This window comes from Agarivorans sp. MS3-6, assembly GCF_054112545.1.
Genome location: NZ_CM134202.1, coordinates 2,039,685 through 2,057,267 on the forward strand (window position 1 = coordinate 2,039,685; position 17,583 = coordinate 2,057,267).

Below are 17,583 nucleotides of genomic sequence, written 5' to 3' on the forward strand. Positions count from 1 at the left end.
AGTGGCAATTACAAGCGCTTAGGGAGTGCATTTCAGCGTTTGGTAAACTCGTAAGCGAACCCTTTCACATCATCGCCTTCATCGAGAACGGCTAGCTACGCTAATTTATATTGCGAGTGAAATGGTGACTTTTAATATCAAAGCCGTTGCGTAAATAGAAGCGATGGGCAGCAAATCGCTGTACCCCCGACCCCAAATGCAGCTGCTGACACTGTTGCTGTTTAGCATAATCTATCAGCCAATTTAGTAGTACTTGTCCAGCGCCTTGTGAACGCATAGCTTCAATAGTCACCAAATCATCAAGGTAGAGATGCTTTCCCCAAGATAGCTTCCAGCCAATAACAAAGCCAGCGACAGCGATTACCTGCTGGTTGTGACAAAGATACGCAAGCTGATAACCATGCTGACGTTGCAGCTGAATCTGTTCAACTAATTGCGCTAAGGAAAAACTGGGCCTTAGCTCCTGCATTACTGCTGCCACGCTCGGCAATTCGGCCTCTGATTCAAGTCGTTTAACCTGCATGACTTGCTTCCTCGATAGATTTACTTATGGCGCCAGTTGCTTGATCATCCATACATCACAGCCCTGATGAATTGAACCACTGAAGGGTTTATCTAGATGATCAAACCCTAAAGCTTGGTATAAGCTAATAGCCGCTTTCATCGTACTCAAGGTGTCCAAATAACACTGCTGATAACTCATCTGCTTCGCCGCCTTTAAACAGTGTTCTGTCATGGCTTTACCGATGCCGAGACCTCGGTGGCGAGGAGCGACAAACAATTTGCGTAACTCACAGGTCGCCGATGCTTGATCAAAGGGGGCTATGCCACCACATCCCACCACTTGCTGGTCTAACATCGCCACCCAATAAGCGCTACCTGGCAGCGTGTAGTGTTGACTCATGGCTTTTACTTCAGCATCTGAAGGACCAAACCCTTCACCCACTGCACCAAATTCTAGGCCGCCCTGCTCAATAAGCTCGCACACTGCACGATCATGAACAGCTTCAATGGGAATAATCAAAAAACTCACATTGAGCTCCAAACAAGAAATTTAACGCTAACAGTAAAACCTAACAGAGGAGCTGTATAGCCTTGAAAGCTTAGCTTAACAAGGCTATATGACATTATGGTTTCGCGGTGTCGGTTTCTGGCTCAGCAAATACTTCTGCTACCGAGCTGCGGGTTAACTCACCTTTCAAGTTGCCTTCTTCATCTACCACAGGTAGTGAGAAGTGGGTTTCTAATGAGTCGGTTAACACACTTTCAATCACCGCATCAGGAGAGATGGTAGGTACGTCTTGGTATTCGCTAACTTCTAACTTGGCTTCGCCAGGAATTTTAGACGCTTCTTCCAGTGAATCTTGAGTTACGATCCCCTGATAACCTTCTTCTGTGACATGGTAGGCATAATCGCCTTTTAGGCGTTTCATTTGCTGTAGGGCTTCGCCAATGGTATCAGCCGTAATCCGACGCGCTGGCGGTTGCATCACCGTTTCAACGGTAAGCGCTCGTGCGCGGTTCACGTCTTTGACAAACGCTTCCACATAATCAGTTGCTGGATGCAATAGAATATCGTCAGGTGTACCTTGCTGAACCATTTCGCCATCTTTAAGAATGGCAATTTTATCCCCCAAGCGAAGGGCTTCATCCAAGTCATGGGTAATGAAGATAATGGTTTTGTGCAGGCTCTCTTGCAGCTCAATCAATTGGTCTTGCATCTCGCTGCGAATCAGCGGATCAAGCGCCGAAAACGCTTCGTCCATTAATAAGATTTCAGCATCAGTACACAACGCCCGTGCTAAGCCAACTCGTTGCTGTTGGCCACCAGATAGTTGCGAGGGGTACTGCTGTGCATAGCCTTCTAGACCTACAGTATCTAACCACTGCTGAGCTTTAGCCAAACGTTCTTCTTTAGCAATGCCTTGAACCGACAAGCCATAAGCGACATTATCAATCACACTGCGGTGAGGCATCAAACCAAAGCGTTGAAATACCATCGACATTTTGTGACGACGGAAGTCTTGAAGTTGCTTCGGACTCAACTTCATCACGTCTGTGCCTTCAACGCTAATAACCCCTTCGGTAGGGTCTATCAAACGGTTAAAGTGACGAATTAAGGTAGATTTACCTGAGCCAGATAGACCCATGATGACAAAAATCTCACCCTGATTAATTTCTAGATTAATGTCTTTCAGGCCTAAGGTATGACCGGTTTCAGCGAGTATTTTGTCTTTTGACTCGCCCGCTTTTACCCGCGACATAACTTCTTTAGAGTTATGACCAAATAGCTTGTATAAGCCCTCAATTTTAATTAGTGGCTCAGTCATGCTTTAGTCCTTGCAGATGCGCTTGAGTTCGTTTTGCGTAGGCTTGAGACACGCGATCAAAAATGATGGCCAGTGCCACAATCGCTAAACCATTGAGCAAACCCAAGGTGAAATACTGGTTAGTAATTGATTTTAATACCGGTTGACCTAAACCTTTCACACCAATCATTGAGGCAATAACAACCATCGATAAGGCCATCATAATGGTTTGGTTAATCCCCGCCATAATTGTAGGCATAGCTAAGGGAATTTGCACACCAAACAAACGCTGTGAGGAGCTCGCACCGTAGGCAGTGGCAGCCTCTAAGACTTCTTTATCTACTAAGCGAATGCCTAGATTAGTAAGACGTATAACTGGGGGGATACCATAAATAACCACGGCGATAACACCCGGTATTTTACCAATGCCCAATAACATCACGACAGGGATCAGATAAACGAAAGCGGGTAACGTTTGCATCACATCTAACATTGGAGTAATGATTGCCTGAGCACGATTTGAGCGCGCCATAACAACACCAATAGGTATACCCAAGGCTATCGCTAACATTGTACACACGGTAATAATGCTCATTGTTCGCATCATATCTTCCCACATGCCAAAGTAGCCTACCAACAACAGTGATACAACCGAGCCGATGACCAGCTTCCAAGAGCGGCTAGCTAAATACACCAAGCCTGCGCATACAATTAACACCAGCCACCACGGCGTGGTGATTAACAACTTTTCGAACCAAACTAAAAATTGTAGGAGGGGATCAAAAAACGATTCGATGGCTTCACCATACTCTCGCGAAAAATTACGATATGCACCATCTAACGACTTACGAATAACAGTGAGATCGGCTCGGCTCATTTGTGGAAAACTTTCTAACCACGACGAATCCGCCATAAAAAATACCTCTAAATAAAAAACGCGAAAGGCCAACGTTACGTTGGCCTTTTTTTTAACTCAAATTACATACTAGCTAAAGCTTTACTTACCTTCGCTGCTACATCTGTTGATACCCATGCTTTCCAAGTATCGGGGTACTCAGTCAAAAAGTGATACATGCTGGCATCACCATCGGCCTGGTTATCTTCCATCCAAGCTAATAGTTCATTCATTTGCGCATTAGTGAAACTACGTTTAGTTATGTAGTCATAAGCTTGCGGTGCTTTACTCGCAAAACTTTCAGTCGTCACCGAATGTACTGGTGAAGGTGGGTACATAGTGACTTTAGGGTTTTCACACCCTTCTTGGGTGGTACAATTTAGAAATTCTTGCTCATCAATACCGTTCCCAGTATCAACCTTAACCATTTCGTATTTACCCAATACAGCCGTTGGCGCCCAGTAGTAACCAAACCAACCTTGCTCACGGTTATACGCTTTAGCAATGGAGCCTGATAAACCAGCACCTGAACCTGGATCGATCAGTTCAAAACCAGATTTTTCGAGTTCTAATGCTTCAAAAAGGTTATTAGCAGAAATTTGGCAGTTCCAGCCTGCTGGACAGCCATAAAAACCTGACAGTTCTTTGCTTTCTGGGTGAACAAATAGTTTAGCGTGCTTTTTTACACCTTCAATGGTGGCTATCTCTGGGTATTTATCAACTAAATACTTTGGCACCCAAAAACCTTCTTCGCCACCGTCAGACAAAGACTTACCAGCAAAACGAATACGCTTTTCAGCTACGCCGCGGTCAAGTACTTCTTTGGCTGAATTACTCCACAATTCAGGAGCAATATCCGGCTCGCCTTTTTCCATCATAGAAACAGTGGTTGGCATGGTATCGCCTGGCACGAGCTCGGCATCACAACCATAGCCATGTTCCAGAATAAATTTGTCTACGTTGGCAATCACCGTCGCTGAACTCCAGTTCATATCTGCGATGGTCACACTGCCACAGCTTTCTTCGGCTTGAGCAAAAGTGCTCACCAATAATAATGCTGCATATCTTAACTTCATATCCCTATCCTTCCCTGTTTAACTTGCTTTACCTAAAGAATCATACACGTCTAATAGTTAGAGCTCAAACTAACCACTGTATATATCCACTCGTTTCACTATAGGATATACTTCGGCAAAACCAATAAGGCCTGTTTTTATCCATGCAAAAATCTGCTTACTGGCAAGATGTATTGATTTCACTTCGCAAAATTATTCGCGCTACTGACCTGCAATCTAAGCGTATAGTAAAAGCCTGTGGCTTAACAATTCCGCAGGTAATGGTGCTTAGAGCCATTGAAGAATTAGGCACAGTAACGGTAAAACGTTTATCCGATCAGGTATCTTTAAGCCAAGCAACCGTTACTACTATTCTCAATCGCTTAGAAGAACGTCAACTCATAGAAAGAGTTCGCAGTAGTACCGACCGACGTATTGTTAACCCAAGGTTGACCGAGCGAGGGGTGGATATTCTTACTACCGTACCGCCACTGCTGCATGAAGAGTTTATTCAGCGTTTCGAAGGTTTAGAAGATTGGGAAAAAACCCAAATTCTTTCTTCGTTGCAGCATATCGCTTCAATGATGGACGCTGAATCGATCGACGCTTCACCTTTATTGGATATTGAGCCACCGATAAAAGATCTACAGCGCTAGTCAATTTACTTTCAACTCAAATCAATTTGAGGTGTTAATCAGCTATTTTTGACCGGGCTAGAATATTGGTTTCTACACCATCTAAACTATGTTGGTTTTTCTTAGCCCAATATTTTTGTATGCCGTCATCACCTTGCTTTAGCGCCCACTTGCTTAGCTCTTCACGCGGAGCCACATAGTCGAAAAACGGCACCGCCATACCACAAGAGCTTTGCACCATATCAATATCCAACAAGTACAATTGACGAGCGCCATCCCGATTAGGAAATAACCCTATGTGTTCTTTCCAGCCTTGATCAGCTCGATGGATAGCTTGAGCTTTACCGTATAAGCGCAAAATAACGGGCTTCCCCTCAAACGCGCAGAACATAATGGTCATGCGAGGGTCTTGACTAACATGCGCGGCGGTTTCATTGCCACTGCCAGTAAAATTCAGCCAAAGCACCTGATGTTGATTAAGCACTCGAAACGAATCCATCCCTTTTGGTGAAGTATTCACCCTGCCTGTTGCGGCTGCAGTGGCTACAAAAAACATCTGTTGTTGCGCTATAAACTCAATGTGCGCCGGGATCATGGCACTAAATTGCTTGCCCATGTTGTCTTTATCCTTAAAAACCATGCTCTGAGTATGACAAGCTACAAACTTATCAATTAATCATCATAAAACAGTGCTATCGCTTTGTTATGAAATAAAAGAAGATCTAGTTCACGTTTTTTATGCCTCTCATAACCCTAACTCTATAGCAGACCTAAGATTAGACAAAGCATGGAGGCTATATGTACAGACTTCTCTATTTATTGATATTTTTTACGGCACTTGGTGCCACCAAGCCACTCAATATTCCCGGGTCATCAGCGGGAAATACTCTACCCATAGTTTTAGCCCAAGAGATTGTAAAGCGCAGTGATGTTTATAGTTCACTAAGTTTCCCCTATGGTGAAATCGGTGACATTTCTTTTGCAAAAACCCTCGCAGACCTCAATGGGGGAGTGGTTGACTTACTTTGGACCGCTACCTCGGCCGATCGAGAAGCAGCACAGACGGCTGTTTATTTCCCCCTATATCGCGGTACCTTAGGTATGCGCTTAGGCATTATTGAGCAAGCCAATCGCGAAATATTTAGCCAAGTCACTAGCTTTTCACAAATGCAGCAATTCATTCCTTGTCAGGGCAAACTTTGGGCTGATACTGCGATACTTGAAGCCAACGGTATTAAGGTAGCCAAAAGCCTCGGCTACGGTAATATATTTGCCATGTTAGAAGCTGACCGCTGTGATTATTTCCCACGCGGAATTTTTGAACCTTGGAGCGAAATTAAACGTGAAGCTAAGTACAATTTAACTGTCGATTCTTATGTCATGCTGCGCTACAAAATGCCTTTCTTCTTTTTTGTGAAAAAAGATAATCAAGCCTTAGCCAAACACCTTAATGACATCCTCTATCAAATGTTTGAAGACGGCAGTTATCAAACATTATTTCTCAATGATCCTGATGTAAAAAACGCACTCAATCTCGGAAAGTTAGAGAAACGCACCGTGTTTGATTTAGACAACCCCTACCTCACCGATAAAGTAAATGCCATTCCACAGAAGGTATGGTTCGACCCATTAGCAGGAAAATAAATTATGAAAACAATTACTTCAAAACTGATCGTCCTGCTTAGCGTAACCATTTTAAGCTTAGGAATTGTTGCTGTTAGTATTCTTTATTGGGCCACTAAATCAACCCTTACAGAAGGTTATGACAGCAGCAAGCAAGCCCTGACTAAACAGATGACCATCATTCTTAAAGAGCCGGTATTTGTCTATGACCTTGATGTGATTCAATCCATCATCGATGCCTTTATCGATGAGCCGATGATTGTTGGTATTAAAGTGAGCGACCAGCGCGGCAAGTTAATGGCCGAAAATCATAACTCGGGCTTCAGCTCCGATGAAACCATTAGTATCGATTTAGATTGGGATGGCAAGCCCTTAGGTACCATTGAAATAGGGGTAACAAAGCAAGCCATTAATTCGGCCCTAGCCAATGAACTAACTGAAGATGTGCTCACCATCATTTTGCTAATGGGCCTAATCATTATTCTAATTGTGTTCTCGCTACGTAAGTTGGTAACAACCCCCCTCGCTGAAGTCAACAAAGTGCTGGCGGGTATTGCTCAGGGCGATGGTGATTTAACCGCTCGCATTCCCATTAACACCGAAGACGAAATTGGCCAATTGGGCGATAACTTTAATAGCTTTATCGAAACCGTACAAACCATTGTGCAAGACATGGCCGAGGCAGCCACACAATTAGAGTTAGTATCGGAAAACGTACGGGTGATTAACGACAAAAATACCGCCAATACCTTTGAGCAAACAGAACTCACCTCAACCTCTTTGAGCAACCTACAACAGTTAGGGGTGGCCACCAAAGAGATTGCAGGCAACGCCGAAAATACCGCAGGCCGAACCCAAGAAGCTTATCAACTATCACTCGATGGGCGAAAGGCAATTGATGCCAATATTGTGCAGGTCACCGAGTTGGTTGAAAACCTTGACCGCACCGCCGAAGAGGTGACGAACCTAAAACAAGTGAGCGATAACATTGGCAGTGTACTTGATGTGATAAAAGGGATCGCCGAACAAACCAACTTACTGGCACTGAACGCCGCTATCGAAGCCGCCCGCGCCGGAGAATCTGGCAGAGGTTTTGCGGTGGTCGCCGATGAAGTGCGCGCTTTAGCCAGTAAAACCCATGAATCAACCACTGAAATTGAATCTATTATTGGTGACTTACAAAGCCAAGCGGAAACCTCATATCAAGCAACCCAAGAAAGTAAAAAAATGGTAGGCCAGACGATTTCTTCTGCTGAGGGCACTGGTGAGTCATTAGTACAAATCAACCAAGAAATGAACTCAGTAAACGACATGATTACCATGATAGCCAGCGCCAGTGAGGAACAAGCCAATGTGACGAGCGCGGTCACCAACGATATGGAATCTTTAAGTATGGGCGCGCAGTCGTTAAGTGACGATAGCAAGCAGCTACAACAAGCTACCGAGGACCTACTGGAAGTGGGCCAGCAATTGGTTACCCAAGTCAATCGCTTTAAGTATTAAGCCGCTAGCCACTGTTCAAGCAATAGCTTAAGCGCTCAGGCTTAAGCTATTTTTTTGCTTGGCACTTAGACAATATAGAATCTAAATGACTGGCGAAGGCTTTGCGATCAGCTTGATTAAGCGCAGCTGGCCCACCCGTATGCACCCCGCTAGAGCGCAAAGTATCCATGAAATCACGCATGTTAAGCCGCGACTTAATATTACTTTTAGTATAAAGCTCACCGCGTGGGCTTAATGCCTGCCCTTGCTTAGTAATAACTTCATCGGCCAGCGGAATATCCGCGGTGATCACTAAGTCACCTTCGGCGACCCGCGCGACTATTTCGTTGTCGGCTTCATCAAAACCCGCACTAACTTGCAGGCTAGATATCACCTTAGATGGCGGCGTTTTAATATATTGGTTGGCCACCAGTATCAAAGGTATTTGAGTGCGCTCGGCGGCGCGAAACAATATTTCTTTGATCACCACCGGACAGGCGTCTGCATCAACCCAAATCTTCATCTACAGTTACTCATTCATATTGTTTGCTGGCTACTATGCCAAGTTAATTATCGATTACAAGATCGCCCGCATATCGATATTTTCGAGCTCGGTGTTAAAACGGCCATATTCAACAAAACCACAGGCTTGATAAAAATGACGAGCACGCTGATTGGTTGCTTGGGTTCCTCCCATTAATACCATACTGCGCGCACCCTGCTGTTTTAGCTGCTGCATCAATGGACGGATAGCAGCAGAAGCTAAGCCTAGATTTTGATATGCATCGGCAATACAGGGCGCAAATATTACATCGAGTGGCGAGACTAAACTGACCCCTTGTGCCGAATAACGCTTAGCTTCATCCTCAGAAATGTTGTGCTCTAGAATGAAGTAACCGGCAATAATGCCTTTATCTTCTATCACCCAACGCTGCGCACTGTCTTGCTTAAGACCTTGGCAGAGAATTGTTGCGTGTTGCGGGGTGAGAGGATGTGGACCAAAGCGGCGAGTTGTCGCGGGGCTTAATGTCTGCAAGAATTCGCCAAACGCCTCGCTGTCGCTCGCCTCTAATAAACGCAAATTATATTGACGGCCGTCTTTCGCTTGAATAAGTATTGCCGACATCCTCCCTCCTATTTAACATTAACACTAGGCAGTGCACGCTTATGGCCTGCTATTGCCTCACCGCAACAAATACGTTTGATAGCGACATTTTTAGTAACACTATCACGAACATCAAGCCTAGGCTCAAGTGGTATGGACGCACATGCAAACTAAACCTTCAAGGGCTTAGCAACATCCTTTTAGCGTTGTTGGATACTAGAAACACCCTCACTGCTCTCAAATAACCAGTAGCCATTCAAAGGCAACCTTACGGTACTTCCGCAGATAACCATAGCAACTACCTATCTGGCTGTTCAGCCTTTAAAACAGGAAAAACACCCGTGTAACTGCCATACTCAGCCAAGCAATCCTAACAATTCTTTATTAATAAATAATTGTTAGGCTTAACTCTGCCAGCAATGATGGCGCAAACAGCTAAGTTACTGTAAGCTGCACGCCCCGCTAATTCTGCGGCCATGCTTAAACCACTTATCATAAGAGACGATTCTATGAGCTTTGACTCCCTGGGTTTATCTAAACCCCTTCTTGAAGCCGTTGCCTCACAAGGCTACGACACACCTTCGCCTATTCAAGCCAAAGCCATCCCTGTGATTTTAGAAGGTAAAGACATCATGGCTGCCGCGCAAACCGGTACCGGTAAAACCGCTGGCTTCACTCTGCCTTTACTAGAATTACTAAGTAAAGGGCCTAAAGCACGCGCAAACCAAGTGCGCGCCTTAGTATTAACACCAACCCGTGAGCTAGCCGCTCAAGTGGGTGAAAGTGTGAGCACCTACGGGAAGAACTTACCATTAAGCTCAACCGTGGTATTTGGTGGTGTTAAAATTAATCCACAAATGCAAAAACTACGTCGCGGTGCAGACGTGTTAGTAGCGACTCCAGGCCGTTTATTAGACCTTTACCAACAAAATGCCTTCCGCTTTCAACAGCTAGAAGTGATTGTGTTTGATGAAGCAGATCGCATGTTGGACATGGGCTTTATCCACGACATCAAAAAGATTTTGGCTCTGCTGCCTAAAAAGCGTCAAACCTTAATGTTTTCAGCCACCTTCTCTAACGACATTCGCACCTTAGCGAAAAGCTTAGTGAACAACCCCGTAGAGATATCGGTAACCCCTGCCAATGCAGCGGCTCCCACCGTTGAACAGTGGATTGTTCCTGTCGACAAGTCAAAGAAATCAAGTTTGCTGACTCGGCTGATTCACGATAACAAGTGGCAGCAAGTATTGGTATTTAGCCGCACTAAACACGGTGCTAACCGCTTGGCCAAGCACCTAGACCATAGCCAAATTACCGCAGCAGCAATTCATGGTAATAAAAGCCAAGGCGCGCGAACTCGCGCACTAGCAGATTTTAAAAGTGGTGATGTAAGAGTATTAGTGGCGACCGACATTGCAGCGCGTGGTTTAGATATCGACCAATTACCACAAGTGGTTAACTTTGACCTACCTAATGTATCTGAAGATTACGTGCACCGGATTGGTAGAACTGGCCGAGCAGGTTCTACCGGCGAAGCCATTTCATTAGTATCAGCTGATGAGATTGCTGAATTAAGTGGCATAGAGCATCTAACCGGCAAATTATTAGAGCGGCGCATCATGGAAGGTTTTGAACCTTCGGCTATCTTACCGCCAACCACACTCAGTGGTAAGCCAATCAAACCGAAGAAGCCGAAGAAACCAAAGCAGGGGCGTAATGACCACCGAGATGGTCAACGTTCAAGCGAAAATGCGCGTGGCAATAAGCCTGTAGGTAAAAACCGCCGTCATACCGGTGGTGGTACCGCTAAATCTAGCGCGCGTTTTTCAAAACCGGCCGCTAAATAAGCCTGCCCCCCAGCGCTCGCTGGGGGAACTATCTACCCTAGAAACTCTCTTCTCACGGATTTACTCGACTTAAACTGTCCGCCAAAGGCCGAGGTTTGCGTGCTAGAACTGGCGTCCATGACCCCCCGTGATTTAACACAGTAATGGGTAGCGACCATAGAAACCGCCACATCGTCAGTGCCTAACAAGCTTTGTAATGCCACCAAAATCTGTTGAGTTAAGCGCTCTTGCACCTGCGGACGTTGAGCGAAGAAACGCACGATGCGATTAATTTTAGATAAACCAATAATGTTATCTTTGGGAATATAAGCCACTTTGGCGAGGCCATCAATGGTGACAAAGTGATGCTCACAAGTGCTGGTGAAGGCAATATCAGAGATCTTGACCATCTCTTCTACGGACATTTTGTTCTCAATAATGCTAATTTTTGGGAAACGGGAGTAATCCAAACCCGAAAACACTTCATCAACAAACATTTTAGCAATGCGGTGTGGTGTTTCAGCCAAGCTATCGTCACTTAAGTCTAAGCCTAAGGTTGCTACTACATCGGTCAACGAGGCTTTGATCTTCTGGTACTTCTGCTCATTGCTTAATTGATTGTCAACCAAAGGGGTCTCAATACCCTTTTCAATCAATGCTTGGCGAACTTGGATTGCCTCAGGTGACAAGCAGGCGTCTTTTCTAAATTGTTTTTCGGCTAACGCTACTTTCATAATCACTTCCTTTAGATAGTCTTTCTTGTTTTATCCACCACACTCAAATTAACAACACTATTAACCCTAGACCAGATGTCGGCCGCCGTCTAAACCGATTGTTCGACCGGTTATATACTGACTGTTCATAATGTAGTTAACCGCTTCTACGGCTTCAATTGCACCAGGCTCAATCGCCATTAACGATTTAGCCAGGGCTTTAACTTTGTATTCTGCTTTGTCACCTTGGTTAAACATCAGCAACGAGGGCGCAATACTATTCACTTTTACCGCAGGTGCAAGCTGTGCAGCAAAAGAATGAGTAAGATTAGCTAAGCCAGCTTTACTCGCTGCATAAGCAATATGCTTCGCGCTGCCTTTGTCTGCGACAAAATCTGTCATATGAATAATGTCGCTAACTTGTTGGTTGTTCTTGAGCAACTCGCTAAACGCTAAGTTCATTTGATAAGGGGCACTGACATGCACACACCACATCAAACGCATTAATTGGTGTTGGTTGTCCATAGCCGCATTGTTAAGCCATTGAGAGGCGTTGTGAATCACTGCACGCAAAGATGGGTAGTGCTGCAATATATGGCTTATAAACGCATTAATGCCGCTTTCATCGCTAAAATCGGCCTGCACACAATCGGCTCCCAGCTCTCGCAATGCCTGCACTGCGGGTTTGTCACTTCGATAAGTGATAATCACCGGGTATCCCTGCTGCAGTAAATTTTCTGCAATGGCTAAGCCCAGCCGCTGTGATCCACCAGTAATCAGCACCGGCGCTTGACTAATCGGCGCCTTAAACACTGTTACGCGATCCAGATAAGGTCACTGATACCGAGTCAGCAAAACGCAGCGCGTGCGGTTTATCCACGGTAATACTGGCTTTAATCACCCGCGGTTCATCCATCGCTAACGTGAGTAAGTCAGCACACAGTTTCTCTAGTAAACGAAAATGCCCCTGCTCTACATGCGCGATCATCGCTTTAGTAATAACCTTGTAATTGAGCGCCAAATCTTCACTGTCGGCTTCACAAGCCTTGGTAGCCTGATAGCGAATTTCGGCATTTATGACAACATCTTGCTGCTTACTGAGCTCTTCTTCGTTAAAACCAATATAAGTACGCAAGCGCAAATTGGTGATAGTAATCAGCGCAGGGTCTAAACTAAAACTGCTCGCCAGTGGTGCAAGATTAGATACATTAGTCATTCATTTCTCTCTTGTAATTTAATTCTGTTACTACATACCTAGCGCAGTTTAACTAGGAATAACAAGCCTGGGTCTTTATTTAATTGGCTTTTGTGCTGTCGACAAGCTTAACTTGATGGCTGCTTATTTATCACCAAACTGACCGAACCCACTTCAAAACCAAACTTACGCATCACCGATTCATTAACAATGGTTGTTGAATTGACTAAGTACATCTTGTCTTCAACCACTATGTCTAAAGGTTTGTCTCGGTACTGAATGGTTAATACATAGTCCATAAACAAGGCATTACCGGCTAAATGCATTTCTGCCGGCTGGTTAACATCGTTAGCACTAGCCAAATAGCCACCATCAGCTTGCTTCTTTAAGGTCCAAATGCGTTGCTGTGACTCGCCGTCATCAAAAATGAATTGTTCGTCGAGCGTGCCAACCCCTTGTTCATCCCAACTGGCGTCAATGGTGACATTGAAATAACGAATTAATTCACCGGAGCGATTTTTGACAATGCCATGCGCTGTTAAACTGCCGGAAAAAAAATCTTCCAACACTAATTTGGGTTGGTTACTCGCATAACTGTCGACATCGGCGCTTGAACAGCCCCATAAGCCCGCCATTAAACCGAACAGCAATAAAAAGCGTCGATAAACACTGGATGCCAATTGCATAAAATTCTGCGCCACTTTTAGAATATATAATGATTACGGGAGGGCTTATAGAAACGATCTACTTGTTTAAAAGAATAGTTAGTTCCAATCTCGGGGCGCTAAGTCTAAACATTTGGTACACGACAAATGCAGGCCTAACATGCTTGAGCGCCCTTTGTAGGTGGTGACCCAAGGACGGTTTTGCCAAGGTGGGATATGCCGTACATGTTGAACATGACCACAAGCTAGGCGAGCCACCCAGTGTTGCTCACTATCAAGCTGAAAACCCACAATCACTCTTTTCATGGCCACCCTTAGCGCCTGAACATATCCCGCAACACCATGTGAGTGCGCACCATCACCATTTTGTCCATCTGTTCCAACTGCAGGCGAATCTCTTCTAGGCGAGCCATGGAAGGCACTTCAACATACAACAACATATCGACGTCTCCCGAAATCGCCTGACACCGCTTTATTTCAGGAATACCACGCATAAATGCGGCATAAGCTTCGCAATTGTGTTCGTTATAGCGTAGTTCGAAATGAGCAGCAATAGGCGAATCTTGCTTAGCCTGACCAACGCTTGCATGATAGCCACTGATGATGCCTAGCTTTTCAAGATTGCTGATTCGCTCAGCGGTAGCTGAACGAGATAGGTTGATCGCCCTGGCGATTTGACTCACGGGTGTGCGTGCATTGTCGACTAACAAGGCCACTATCTTTTGATCGAACTTATCCAAATATTTACTTCCGTTTAGTTACTGGTATGGCTGCGCCAACTCGCTTTGGTTATATCAGGCCTATCGACTTGGCTCAAGTTACACCATTAGCTTCAGCGTAAAATTTGCCGTGCCAGGCGGTACACCAAGAAAACCAAAAAACCGTAAGACATTGCTTAAAAAGATATTAACCAACCAAAATAAGTTTTAAGTCAATAAATTAAACTGACTCAACAATTATCATGCACACGCCTCTAAACTCAATCAAGGAATGATATGTTTTACCGAATAATGTTAGGCAGCCTATTACTATGTTTGTCGGCGGTAGTCAGCGCCGACAATGTTGATGACAGTGAATACTTAAACTGGGCTAGCGAAGTGTGGCAATCGTTAGACCGACAAACTGGCGAAATCACTTTAGACCAAGCAAACGCGACACTAAATGTACCAGAGTCATTCTATTTTCTTAATGCCGAAGACACAGAAAAAGTGCTTGTCGATGTATGGGGAAATCCACCAGGCCAATCGGCTTTAGGCATGTTATTTCCAGCGGATTCCACCCCGTTTGATGACGACGCCTGGGCGGTCACCATTCAATATGAAGAAGATGGCTATGTATCTGACAGTGATGCCCACGATATTGATTAATCTGAGTTACTACAAGACATGCAAGCCGATGCTCGCACTGATAGTAAAGAGCGTGTCCAGCAAGGCTATCAGCCTATTCAGCTGATTGGCTGGGCAGCGAACCCCTATTATGATAGCCAGCATCACAAGCTACATTGGGCAAAAGAACTGAAATTTGGCGATGATGAACTGCACGTGCTTAATTACAACATTCGAGTGCTTGGCCGCAAAGGGGTATTAGTCCTTAACTTTATTGCAGGAATGGACCAATTAGCCGTTATTTCGGCTAACTTAAACTCCGTATTAGCTTTAGCCAACTTTAACCAAGGCGCAAGTTACACAGACTTTAATCCTGAAATGGATAAAGTGGCCGCTTACGGACTCGGCGCACTGGTAGCCGGTAAAGTTATCGCTAAAACCGGTTTCTTTGCGTTAGCCTTGGTATTTCTGAAGAAATTCGGCGTCTTTATCATCGTTGGCTTAGGCGCGCTACTTAAAAACCTATTTCGTAACAAACGCGCCAACTAGTTATTAATAGGACCTATGAAGGTAAACCACTTCACGCCAGCCATCGGCTGGCTTGATAGGTAAAGGTCTATTCAGGCTTATACCAGGCTAGCTCTTGATGCAGCTCTGTGACACTGCCCACGACGATTAATGATGGGCTTTCTGCTTGCCCAGCTAATTGCGCTAATTCGGCTAAGGGGCCAGTTAATACTCGCTGTTGTGGCGTAGCGCCCTTTTCAATGATGGCGCAGGGCGTGCTTTCTGCTAAGCCGTTTACCACTAAGTTAGCTTGAATTTGTGGGCACTGTTTTAAGCCCATATAAAACACTAAGGTGTGGTTAGATTGAGCTAAAGATGGCCAATCAATGTCTTCACCATGTTGCTTTAAATGGCCGGTAATAAATTGCACACTTTGCGCATGATCGCGATGAGTTAAAGGGATACCCGCATAGGCTGTACAACCCACTGCTGCGGTTATGCCCGGCACCACTTCAAAAGCGATACTTTCTGCCGCTAAAGACTGTAACTCTTCACCACCACGACCAAAAATAAAGGGGTCTCCGCCTTTTAAACGCACCACGTGCTTGCCCAACTGGGCTTGGTCAACCAAAATCTGGTTAATTTTTGGCTGCGGTACAAAGTGATGGTCTAGCTTCTTACCTACATACACCATCTCGGCGGTAGGCGAGGCTAAGTCAAGGATGTCTTGTGACACTAAACGATCGTACACGATAACGTCGGCGGTGCGGATCCGCTTTACCGCTTTTACCGTGAGTAAATCTGGATCGCCAGGGCCAGCGCCAACTAATGAAACAAAACCCTGAGCATGACTTAGGCTAGATGGAGAATCGGGCATCAACGGCGTCCTATGAAAATTGCTTACTAAATATGGTACGAATGAACAAGTATTCTGGCCAAAAACGTAGAATATCAGTTCAGTGAGTTGCTGCCCACTTTAGCCTTAGTAGAAGATAGTCTTTAATATACAAAAAGCCCCTAAGCACAAATTGGCTAGAGGCTTTTTTATCTTGCTATTGGGGCGATAGCTTTGGCTAATTAAGCCGCATTACGCTGTGGCAAGGTTTTACCGTGAGTGAAGTAAATGCTCATACCCGTCACTAATAAACCACCTACGATGTTGCCAAGGATGACAGGAATAAGGTTCCAAGTTAACCAATCAGCAATCGTGAACTCTGCACCTAACATCATACCTAATGGGAACAGGTACATGTTTACTACCGCGTGTTCAAATACCAAACCAAAGAAGATAAAGATAGGGAACCACATCGCCAGTACTTTACCGCCAACGGTTTTAGAGGTCATAGCGCCCACGACACCTAGGCATACCATCCAGTTACATAAGATGCCTTTTACAAATACGGTGATCCAGCCATTTAAGCCATGCTCTGCAAAGCCTAAAGTTCGCGCGGTAGACGCTTTAATGAAGGCTTGGCCAACAGCGCCAGGCTCTACACTGAAATTCATGGTAAAGGTTAAGGCAACCAAAAACGCTACCGATACTGAGCCAATCAAGTTACCTAGACCCACTAAACCCCAGTTACGCAATACGCCAGCTTTGGTTACGCCTGGGCGTTTTTCTAACAAGGGTAATGGCGCTAGCGCAAATACACCGGTCATTAAATCAAAGCCCATTAGGTTCAAAATACAAAAGCCCACCGGAAATACCAAAGCACCCACAATTGGCATGCCGGTTTGCACTGCCGCTGTAATCGCGACCGCTACAGCGATAGCTAAAATAGCACCCGCCATGATGCCGCGAATAATGGTATCGCGGGTAGACATAAATACTTTGCTTTCACCGGCATCGATCATCATCTGAGCGAATTCAGCAGGTTTTACATAAGACATATTGGTCCTTAATTTAACGTTAAATCGAAATTCTTTACGCGCTTACAGCAACCTTGCCGGCGCTCACTTTTACTGGATAACTAGCCACTGACACCGTTGGGTTTTCTAAGCATTTACCGCTCTCTAAGTGGAAGCGTTGCTTTTTTAGTGGGCTAGCGACCCAAAGTTGGCCTTGATGCTCACAAATCAAACCGCGTGATAACACGTTAGATTGAGCAAAAGGGTCCATATTATTAATGGCGAATACTTGTTCATCATCTCGTGGACGGAACAAGGCAACTTGAGCTCCATTCACCAAGGCGCAAATACCCGTACCGGGGGTGATGTCGTTTAGTTTACAAACGGTTTCAAAGCTCAT

At 45.0% G+C, this 17,583-nt stretch carries 21 protein-coding genes and 1 pseudogene; 5 read left to right on the forward strand and 17 right to left on the reverse strand.

All coding sequences use genetic code 11. The annotated features are described in order from the left end of the window. Window positions 1-100: 100 nt before the first annotated feature. From ACVFI8_RS09260 to ACVFI8_RS09280, 5 genes are all read right to left on the reverse strand, one after another. Window positions 101-523, reverse strand: a complete 423-nt coding sequence (locus tag ACVFI8_RS09260; RefSeq protein WP_457873660.1) for a GNAT family N-acetyltransferase — start codon at window positions 521-523, stop codon at window positions 101-103. A gap of 24 nt (window positions 524-547) precedes the next feature. Continuing rightward, window positions 548-1,033 carry a GNAT family N-acetyltransferase gene (locus ACVFI8_RS09265; RefSeq protein ID WP_248713756.1) on the reverse strand — a complete coding sequence of 162 codons (486 nt, stop codon included), beginning with the start codon at window positions 1,031-1,033 and terminating at the stop codon, window positions 548-550. A gap of 94 nt (window positions 1,034-1,127) precedes the next feature. Continuing rightward, window positions 1,128-2,330 carry a quaternary amine ABC transporter ATP-binding protein gene (locus ACVFI8_RS09270; protein ID WP_248713755.1) on the reverse strand — a complete coding sequence of 401 codons (1,203 nt, stop codon included), beginning with the start codon at window positions 2,328-2,330 and terminating at the stop codon, window positions 1,128-1,130. Beyond that, window positions 2,323-3,222: an ABC transporter permease gene (locus ACVFI8_RS09275; RefSeq protein WP_248713754.1), complete on the reverse strand. Its 900-nt coding sequence runs from the start codon at window positions 3,220-3,222 to the stop codon at window positions 2,323-2,325. The genes ACVFI8_RS09270 and ACVFI8_RS09275 overlap by 8 nt, the downstream gene beginning before the upstream one ends. Window positions 3,223-3,287: 65 nt before the next feature. Beyond that, a complete protein-coding gene (locus ACVFI8_RS09280) occupies window positions 3,288-4,280 on the reverse strand; it encodes an ABC transporter substrate-binding protein (protein WP_248713753.1) in 993 nt (330 codons plus the stop codon). Window positions 4,281-4,423: 143 nt separating this feature from the next. On the opposite strand from ACVFI8_RS09280, the gene ACVFI8_RS09285 reads away from it, so the two are divergent. Then, window positions 4,424-4,915: a MarR family winged helix-turn-helix transcriptional regulator gene (locus ACVFI8_RS09285; protein WP_248713752.1), complete on the forward strand. Its 492-nt coding sequence runs from the start codon at window positions 4,424-4,426 to the stop codon at window positions 4,913-4,915. 34 nt (window positions 4,916-4,949) lie between these two features. Here ACVFI8_RS09285 and ACVFI8_RS09290 read toward each other — a convergent pair whose 3' ends face one another. Further along, window positions 4,950-5,510: a pyridoxamine 5'-phosphate oxidase family protein gene (locus ACVFI8_RS09290; protein WP_457873661.1), complete on the reverse strand. Its 561-nt coding sequence runs from the start codon at window positions 5,508-5,510 to the stop codon at window positions 4,950-4,952. A 182-nt stretch (window positions 5,511-5,692) separates the two neighbouring features. On the opposite strand from ACVFI8_RS09290, the gene ACVFI8_RS09295 reads away from it, so the two are divergent. Both ACVFI8_RS09295 and ACVFI8_RS09300 read left to right on the forward strand, forming a co-directional pair. Beyond that, on the forward strand, window positions 5,693-6,538 hold the full coding sequence (locus ACVFI8_RS09295; RefSeq protein ID WP_248713750.1) for a type 2 periplasmic-binding domain-containing protein: 846 nt from the start codon (window positions 5,693-5,695) through the stop codon (window positions 6,536-6,538). Window positions 6,539-6,541: 3 nt separating this feature from the next. Next, window positions 6,542-8,020 (forward strand): methyl-accepting chemotaxis protein, encoded by a 1,479-nt coding sequence (locus ACVFI8_RS09300; RefSeq protein WP_248713749.1) that lies wholly within the window; start codon window positions 6,542-6,544, stop codon window positions 8,018-8,020. Window positions 8,021-8,066: 46 nt separating this feature from the next. On the opposite strand, the gene ACVFI8_RS09305 is transcribed toward ACVFI8_RS09300, so the two are convergent. After that, on the reverse strand, window positions 8,067-8,522 hold the full coding sequence (locus ACVFI8_RS09305) for a YaiI/YqxD family protein (protein WP_248713748.1): 456 nt from the start codon (window positions 8,520-8,522) through the stop codon (window positions 8,067-8,069). Between the two features lie 54 nt (window positions 8,523-8,576). Continuing rightward, window positions 8,577-9,125: an N-acetyltransferase family protein gene (locus tag ACVFI8_RS09310; RefSeq protein WP_457873662.1), complete on the reverse strand. Its 549-nt coding sequence runs from the start codon at window positions 9,123-9,125 to the stop codon at window positions 8,577-8,579. 488 nt (window positions 9,126-9,613) lie between these two features. Here ACVFI8_RS09310 and ACVFI8_RS09315 point away from each other — a divergent pair, with 488 nt between their 5' ends. Next, window positions 9,614-10,951 carry a DEAD/DEAH box helicase gene (locus ACVFI8_RS09315; RefSeq protein WP_457873663.1) on the forward strand — a complete coding sequence of 446 codons (1,338 nt, stop codon included), beginning with the start codon at window positions 9,614-9,616 and terminating at the stop codon, window positions 10,949-10,951. A gap of 32 nt (window positions 10,952-10,983) precedes the next feature. Here the strand turns inward: ACVFI8_RS09315 and folE are convergent, their stop codons facing one another. The 6 genes from folE to ACVFI8_RS09345 form a co-directional block, all read right to left on the reverse strand. Beyond that, complete coding sequence (gene folE, locus ACVFI8_RS09320; protein ID WP_248713745.1) at window positions 10,984-11,664, reverse strand: GTP cyclohydrolase I FolE; 681 nt, start codon at window positions 11,662-11,664, stop codon at window positions 10,984-10,986. 66 nt (window positions 11,665-11,730) lie between these two features. Next, window positions 11,731-12,456 (reverse strand): dihydromonapterin reductase, encoded by a 726-nt coding sequence (gene folM, locus ACVFI8_RS09325; protein WP_457873664.1) that lies wholly within the window; start codon window positions 12,454-12,456, stop codon window positions 11,731-11,733. Further along, window positions 12,449-12,859 carry a dihydroneopterin triphosphate 2'-epimerase gene (gene folX, locus ACVFI8_RS09330; RefSeq protein WP_248713743.1) on the reverse strand — a complete coding sequence of 137 codons (411 nt, stop codon included), beginning with the start codon at window positions 12,857-12,859 and terminating at the stop codon, window positions 12,449-12,451. Before folX ends, folM begins: the two co-directional genes overlap by 8 nt. 107 nt (window positions 12,860-12,966) lie before the next feature. After that, entirely contained in the window at window positions 12,967-13,524 is a 558-nt protein-coding gene (locus ACVFI8_RS09335) for a DUF3833 domain-containing protein (RefSeq protein WP_457873665.1), read from the reverse strand. Between the two features lie 78 nt (window positions 13,525-13,602). Then, the gene (locus ACVFI8_RS09340) at window positions 13,603-13,809 is read right to left on the reverse strand and encodes a DUF3565 domain-containing protein (protein ID WP_457873666.1); all 207 of its coding nucleotides are present in this window, start codon (window positions 13,807-13,809) and stop codon (window positions 13,603-13,605) included. An 8-nt stretch (window positions 13,810-13,817) separates the two neighbouring features. Continuing rightward, window positions 13,818-14,243 (reverse strand): Lrp/AsnC family transcriptional regulator, encoded by a 426-nt coding sequence (locus tag ACVFI8_RS09345; protein WP_457873667.1) that lies wholly within the window; start codon window positions 14,241-14,243, stop codon window positions 13,818-13,820. A gap of 270 nt (window positions 14,244-14,513) precedes the next feature. Here ACVFI8_RS09345 and ACVFI8_RS09350 point away from each other — a divergent pair. Beyond that, window positions 14,514-15,377, forward strand: a pseudogene (locus tag ACVFI8_RS09350) (DUF2167 domain-containing protein). A 67-nt stretch (window positions 15,378-15,444) separates the two neighbouring features. Here the strand turns inward: ACVFI8_RS09350 and cobA are convergent. The 3 genes from cobA to nirD all read right to left on the reverse strand — a co-directional run bounded on the left by cobA (window position 15,445) and on the right by nirD (window position 17,583). Beyond that, the gene (gene cobA / locus ACVFI8_RS09355) at window positions 15,445-16,212 is read right to left on the reverse strand and encodes a uroporphyrinogen-III C-methyltransferase (RefSeq protein WP_457873668.1); all 768 of its coding nucleotides are present in this window, start codon (window positions 16,210-16,212) and stop codon (window positions 15,445-15,447) included. 200 nt (window positions 16,213-16,412) lie between these two features. Beyond that, a complete protein-coding gene (locus ACVFI8_RS09360) occupies window positions 16,413-17,225 on the reverse strand; it encodes a formate/nitrite transporter family protein (RefSeq protein ID WP_248713727.1) in 813 nt (270 codons plus the stop codon). Between the two features lie 34 nt (window positions 17,226-17,259). Further along, the gene (gene nirD, locus ACVFI8_RS09365; protein ID WP_457873669.1) at window positions 17,260-17,583 is read right to left on the reverse strand and encodes a nitrite reductase small subunit NirD; all 324 of its coding nucleotides are present in this window, start codon (window positions 17,581-17,583) and stop codon (window positions 17,260-17,262) included.

Excerpts from the sequence above, each read along its gene's own strand:
- ACVFI8_RS09260 (WP_457873660.1), bottom strand. The coding sequence starts at position 523 with ATGCAGGTTAAACGACTTGAATCAGAGGCCGAATTGCCGAGCGTGGCA.
- ACVFI8_RS09270 (WP_248713755.1), bottom strand. The coding sequence starts at position 2,330 with ATGACTGAGCCACTAATTAAAATTGAGGGCTTATACAAGCTATTTGGT.
- ACVFI8_RS09275 (WP_248713754.1), bottom strand. The coding sequence starts at position 3,222 with ATGGCGGATTCGTCGTGGTTAGAAAGTTTTCCACAAATGAGCCGAGCC.
- ACVFI8_RS09280 (WP_248713753.1), bottom strand. The coding sequence starts at position 4,280 with ATGAAGTTAAGATATGCAGCATTATTATTGGTGAGCACTTTTGCTCAA.
- ACVFI8_RS09285 (WP_248713752.1), top strand. The coding sequence starts at position 4,424 with ATGCAAAAATCTGCTTACTGGCAAGATGTATTGATTTCACTTCGCAAA.
- ACVFI8_RS09290 (WP_457873661.1), bottom strand. The coding sequence starts at position 5,510 with ATGGGCAAGCAATTTAGTGCCATGATCCCGGCGCACATTGAGTTTATA.
- ACVFI8_RS09295 (WP_248713750.1), top strand. The coding sequence starts at position 5,693 with ATGTACAGACTTCTCTATTTATTGATATTTTTTACGGCACTTGGTGCC.
- ACVFI8_RS09300 (WP_248713749.1), top strand. The coding sequence starts at position 6,542 with ATGAAAACAATTACTTCAAAACTGATCGTCCTGCTTAGCGTAACCATT.
- ACVFI8_RS09305 (WP_248713748.1), bottom strand. The coding sequence starts at position 8,522 with ATGAAGATTTGGGTTGATGCAGACGCCTGTCCGGTGGTGATCAAAGAA.
- ACVFI8_RS09310 (WP_457873662.1), bottom strand. The coding sequence starts at position 9,125 with ATGTCGGCAATACTTATTCAAGCGAAAGACGGCCGTCAATATAATTTG.
- ACVFI8_RS09315 (WP_457873663.1), top strand. The coding sequence starts at position 9,614 with ATGAGCTTTGACTCCCTGGGTTTATCTAAACCCCTTCTTGAAGCCGTT.
- folE (WP_248713745.1), bottom strand. The coding sequence starts at position 11,664 with ATGAAAGTAGCGTTAGCCGAAAAACAATTTAGAAAAGACGCCTGCTTG.
- folX (WP_248713743.1), bottom strand. The coding sequence starts at position 12,859 with ATGACTAATGTATCTAATCTTGCACCACTGGCGAGCAGTTTTAGTTTA.
- ACVFI8_RS09335 (WP_457873665.1), bottom strand. The coding sequence starts at position 13,524 with ATGCAATTGGCATCCAGTGTTTATCGACGCTTTTTATTGCTGTTCGGT.
- ACVFI8_RS09340 (WP_457873666.1), bottom strand. The coding sequence starts at position 13,809 with ATGAAAAGAGTGATTGTGGGTTTTCAGCTTGATAGTGAGCAACACTGG.
- cobA (WP_457873668.1), bottom strand. The coding sequence starts at position 16,212 with ATGCCCGATTCTCCATCTAGCCTAAGTCATGCTCAGGGTTTTGTTTCA.
- ACVFI8_RS09360 (WP_248713727.1), bottom strand. The coding sequence starts at position 17,225 with ATGTCTTATGTAAAACCTGCTGAATTCGCTCAGATGATGATCGATGCC.
- nirD (WP_457873669.1), bottom strand. The coding sequence starts at position 17,583 with ATGAGCTTTGAAACCGTTTGTAAACTAAACGACATCACCCCCGGTACG.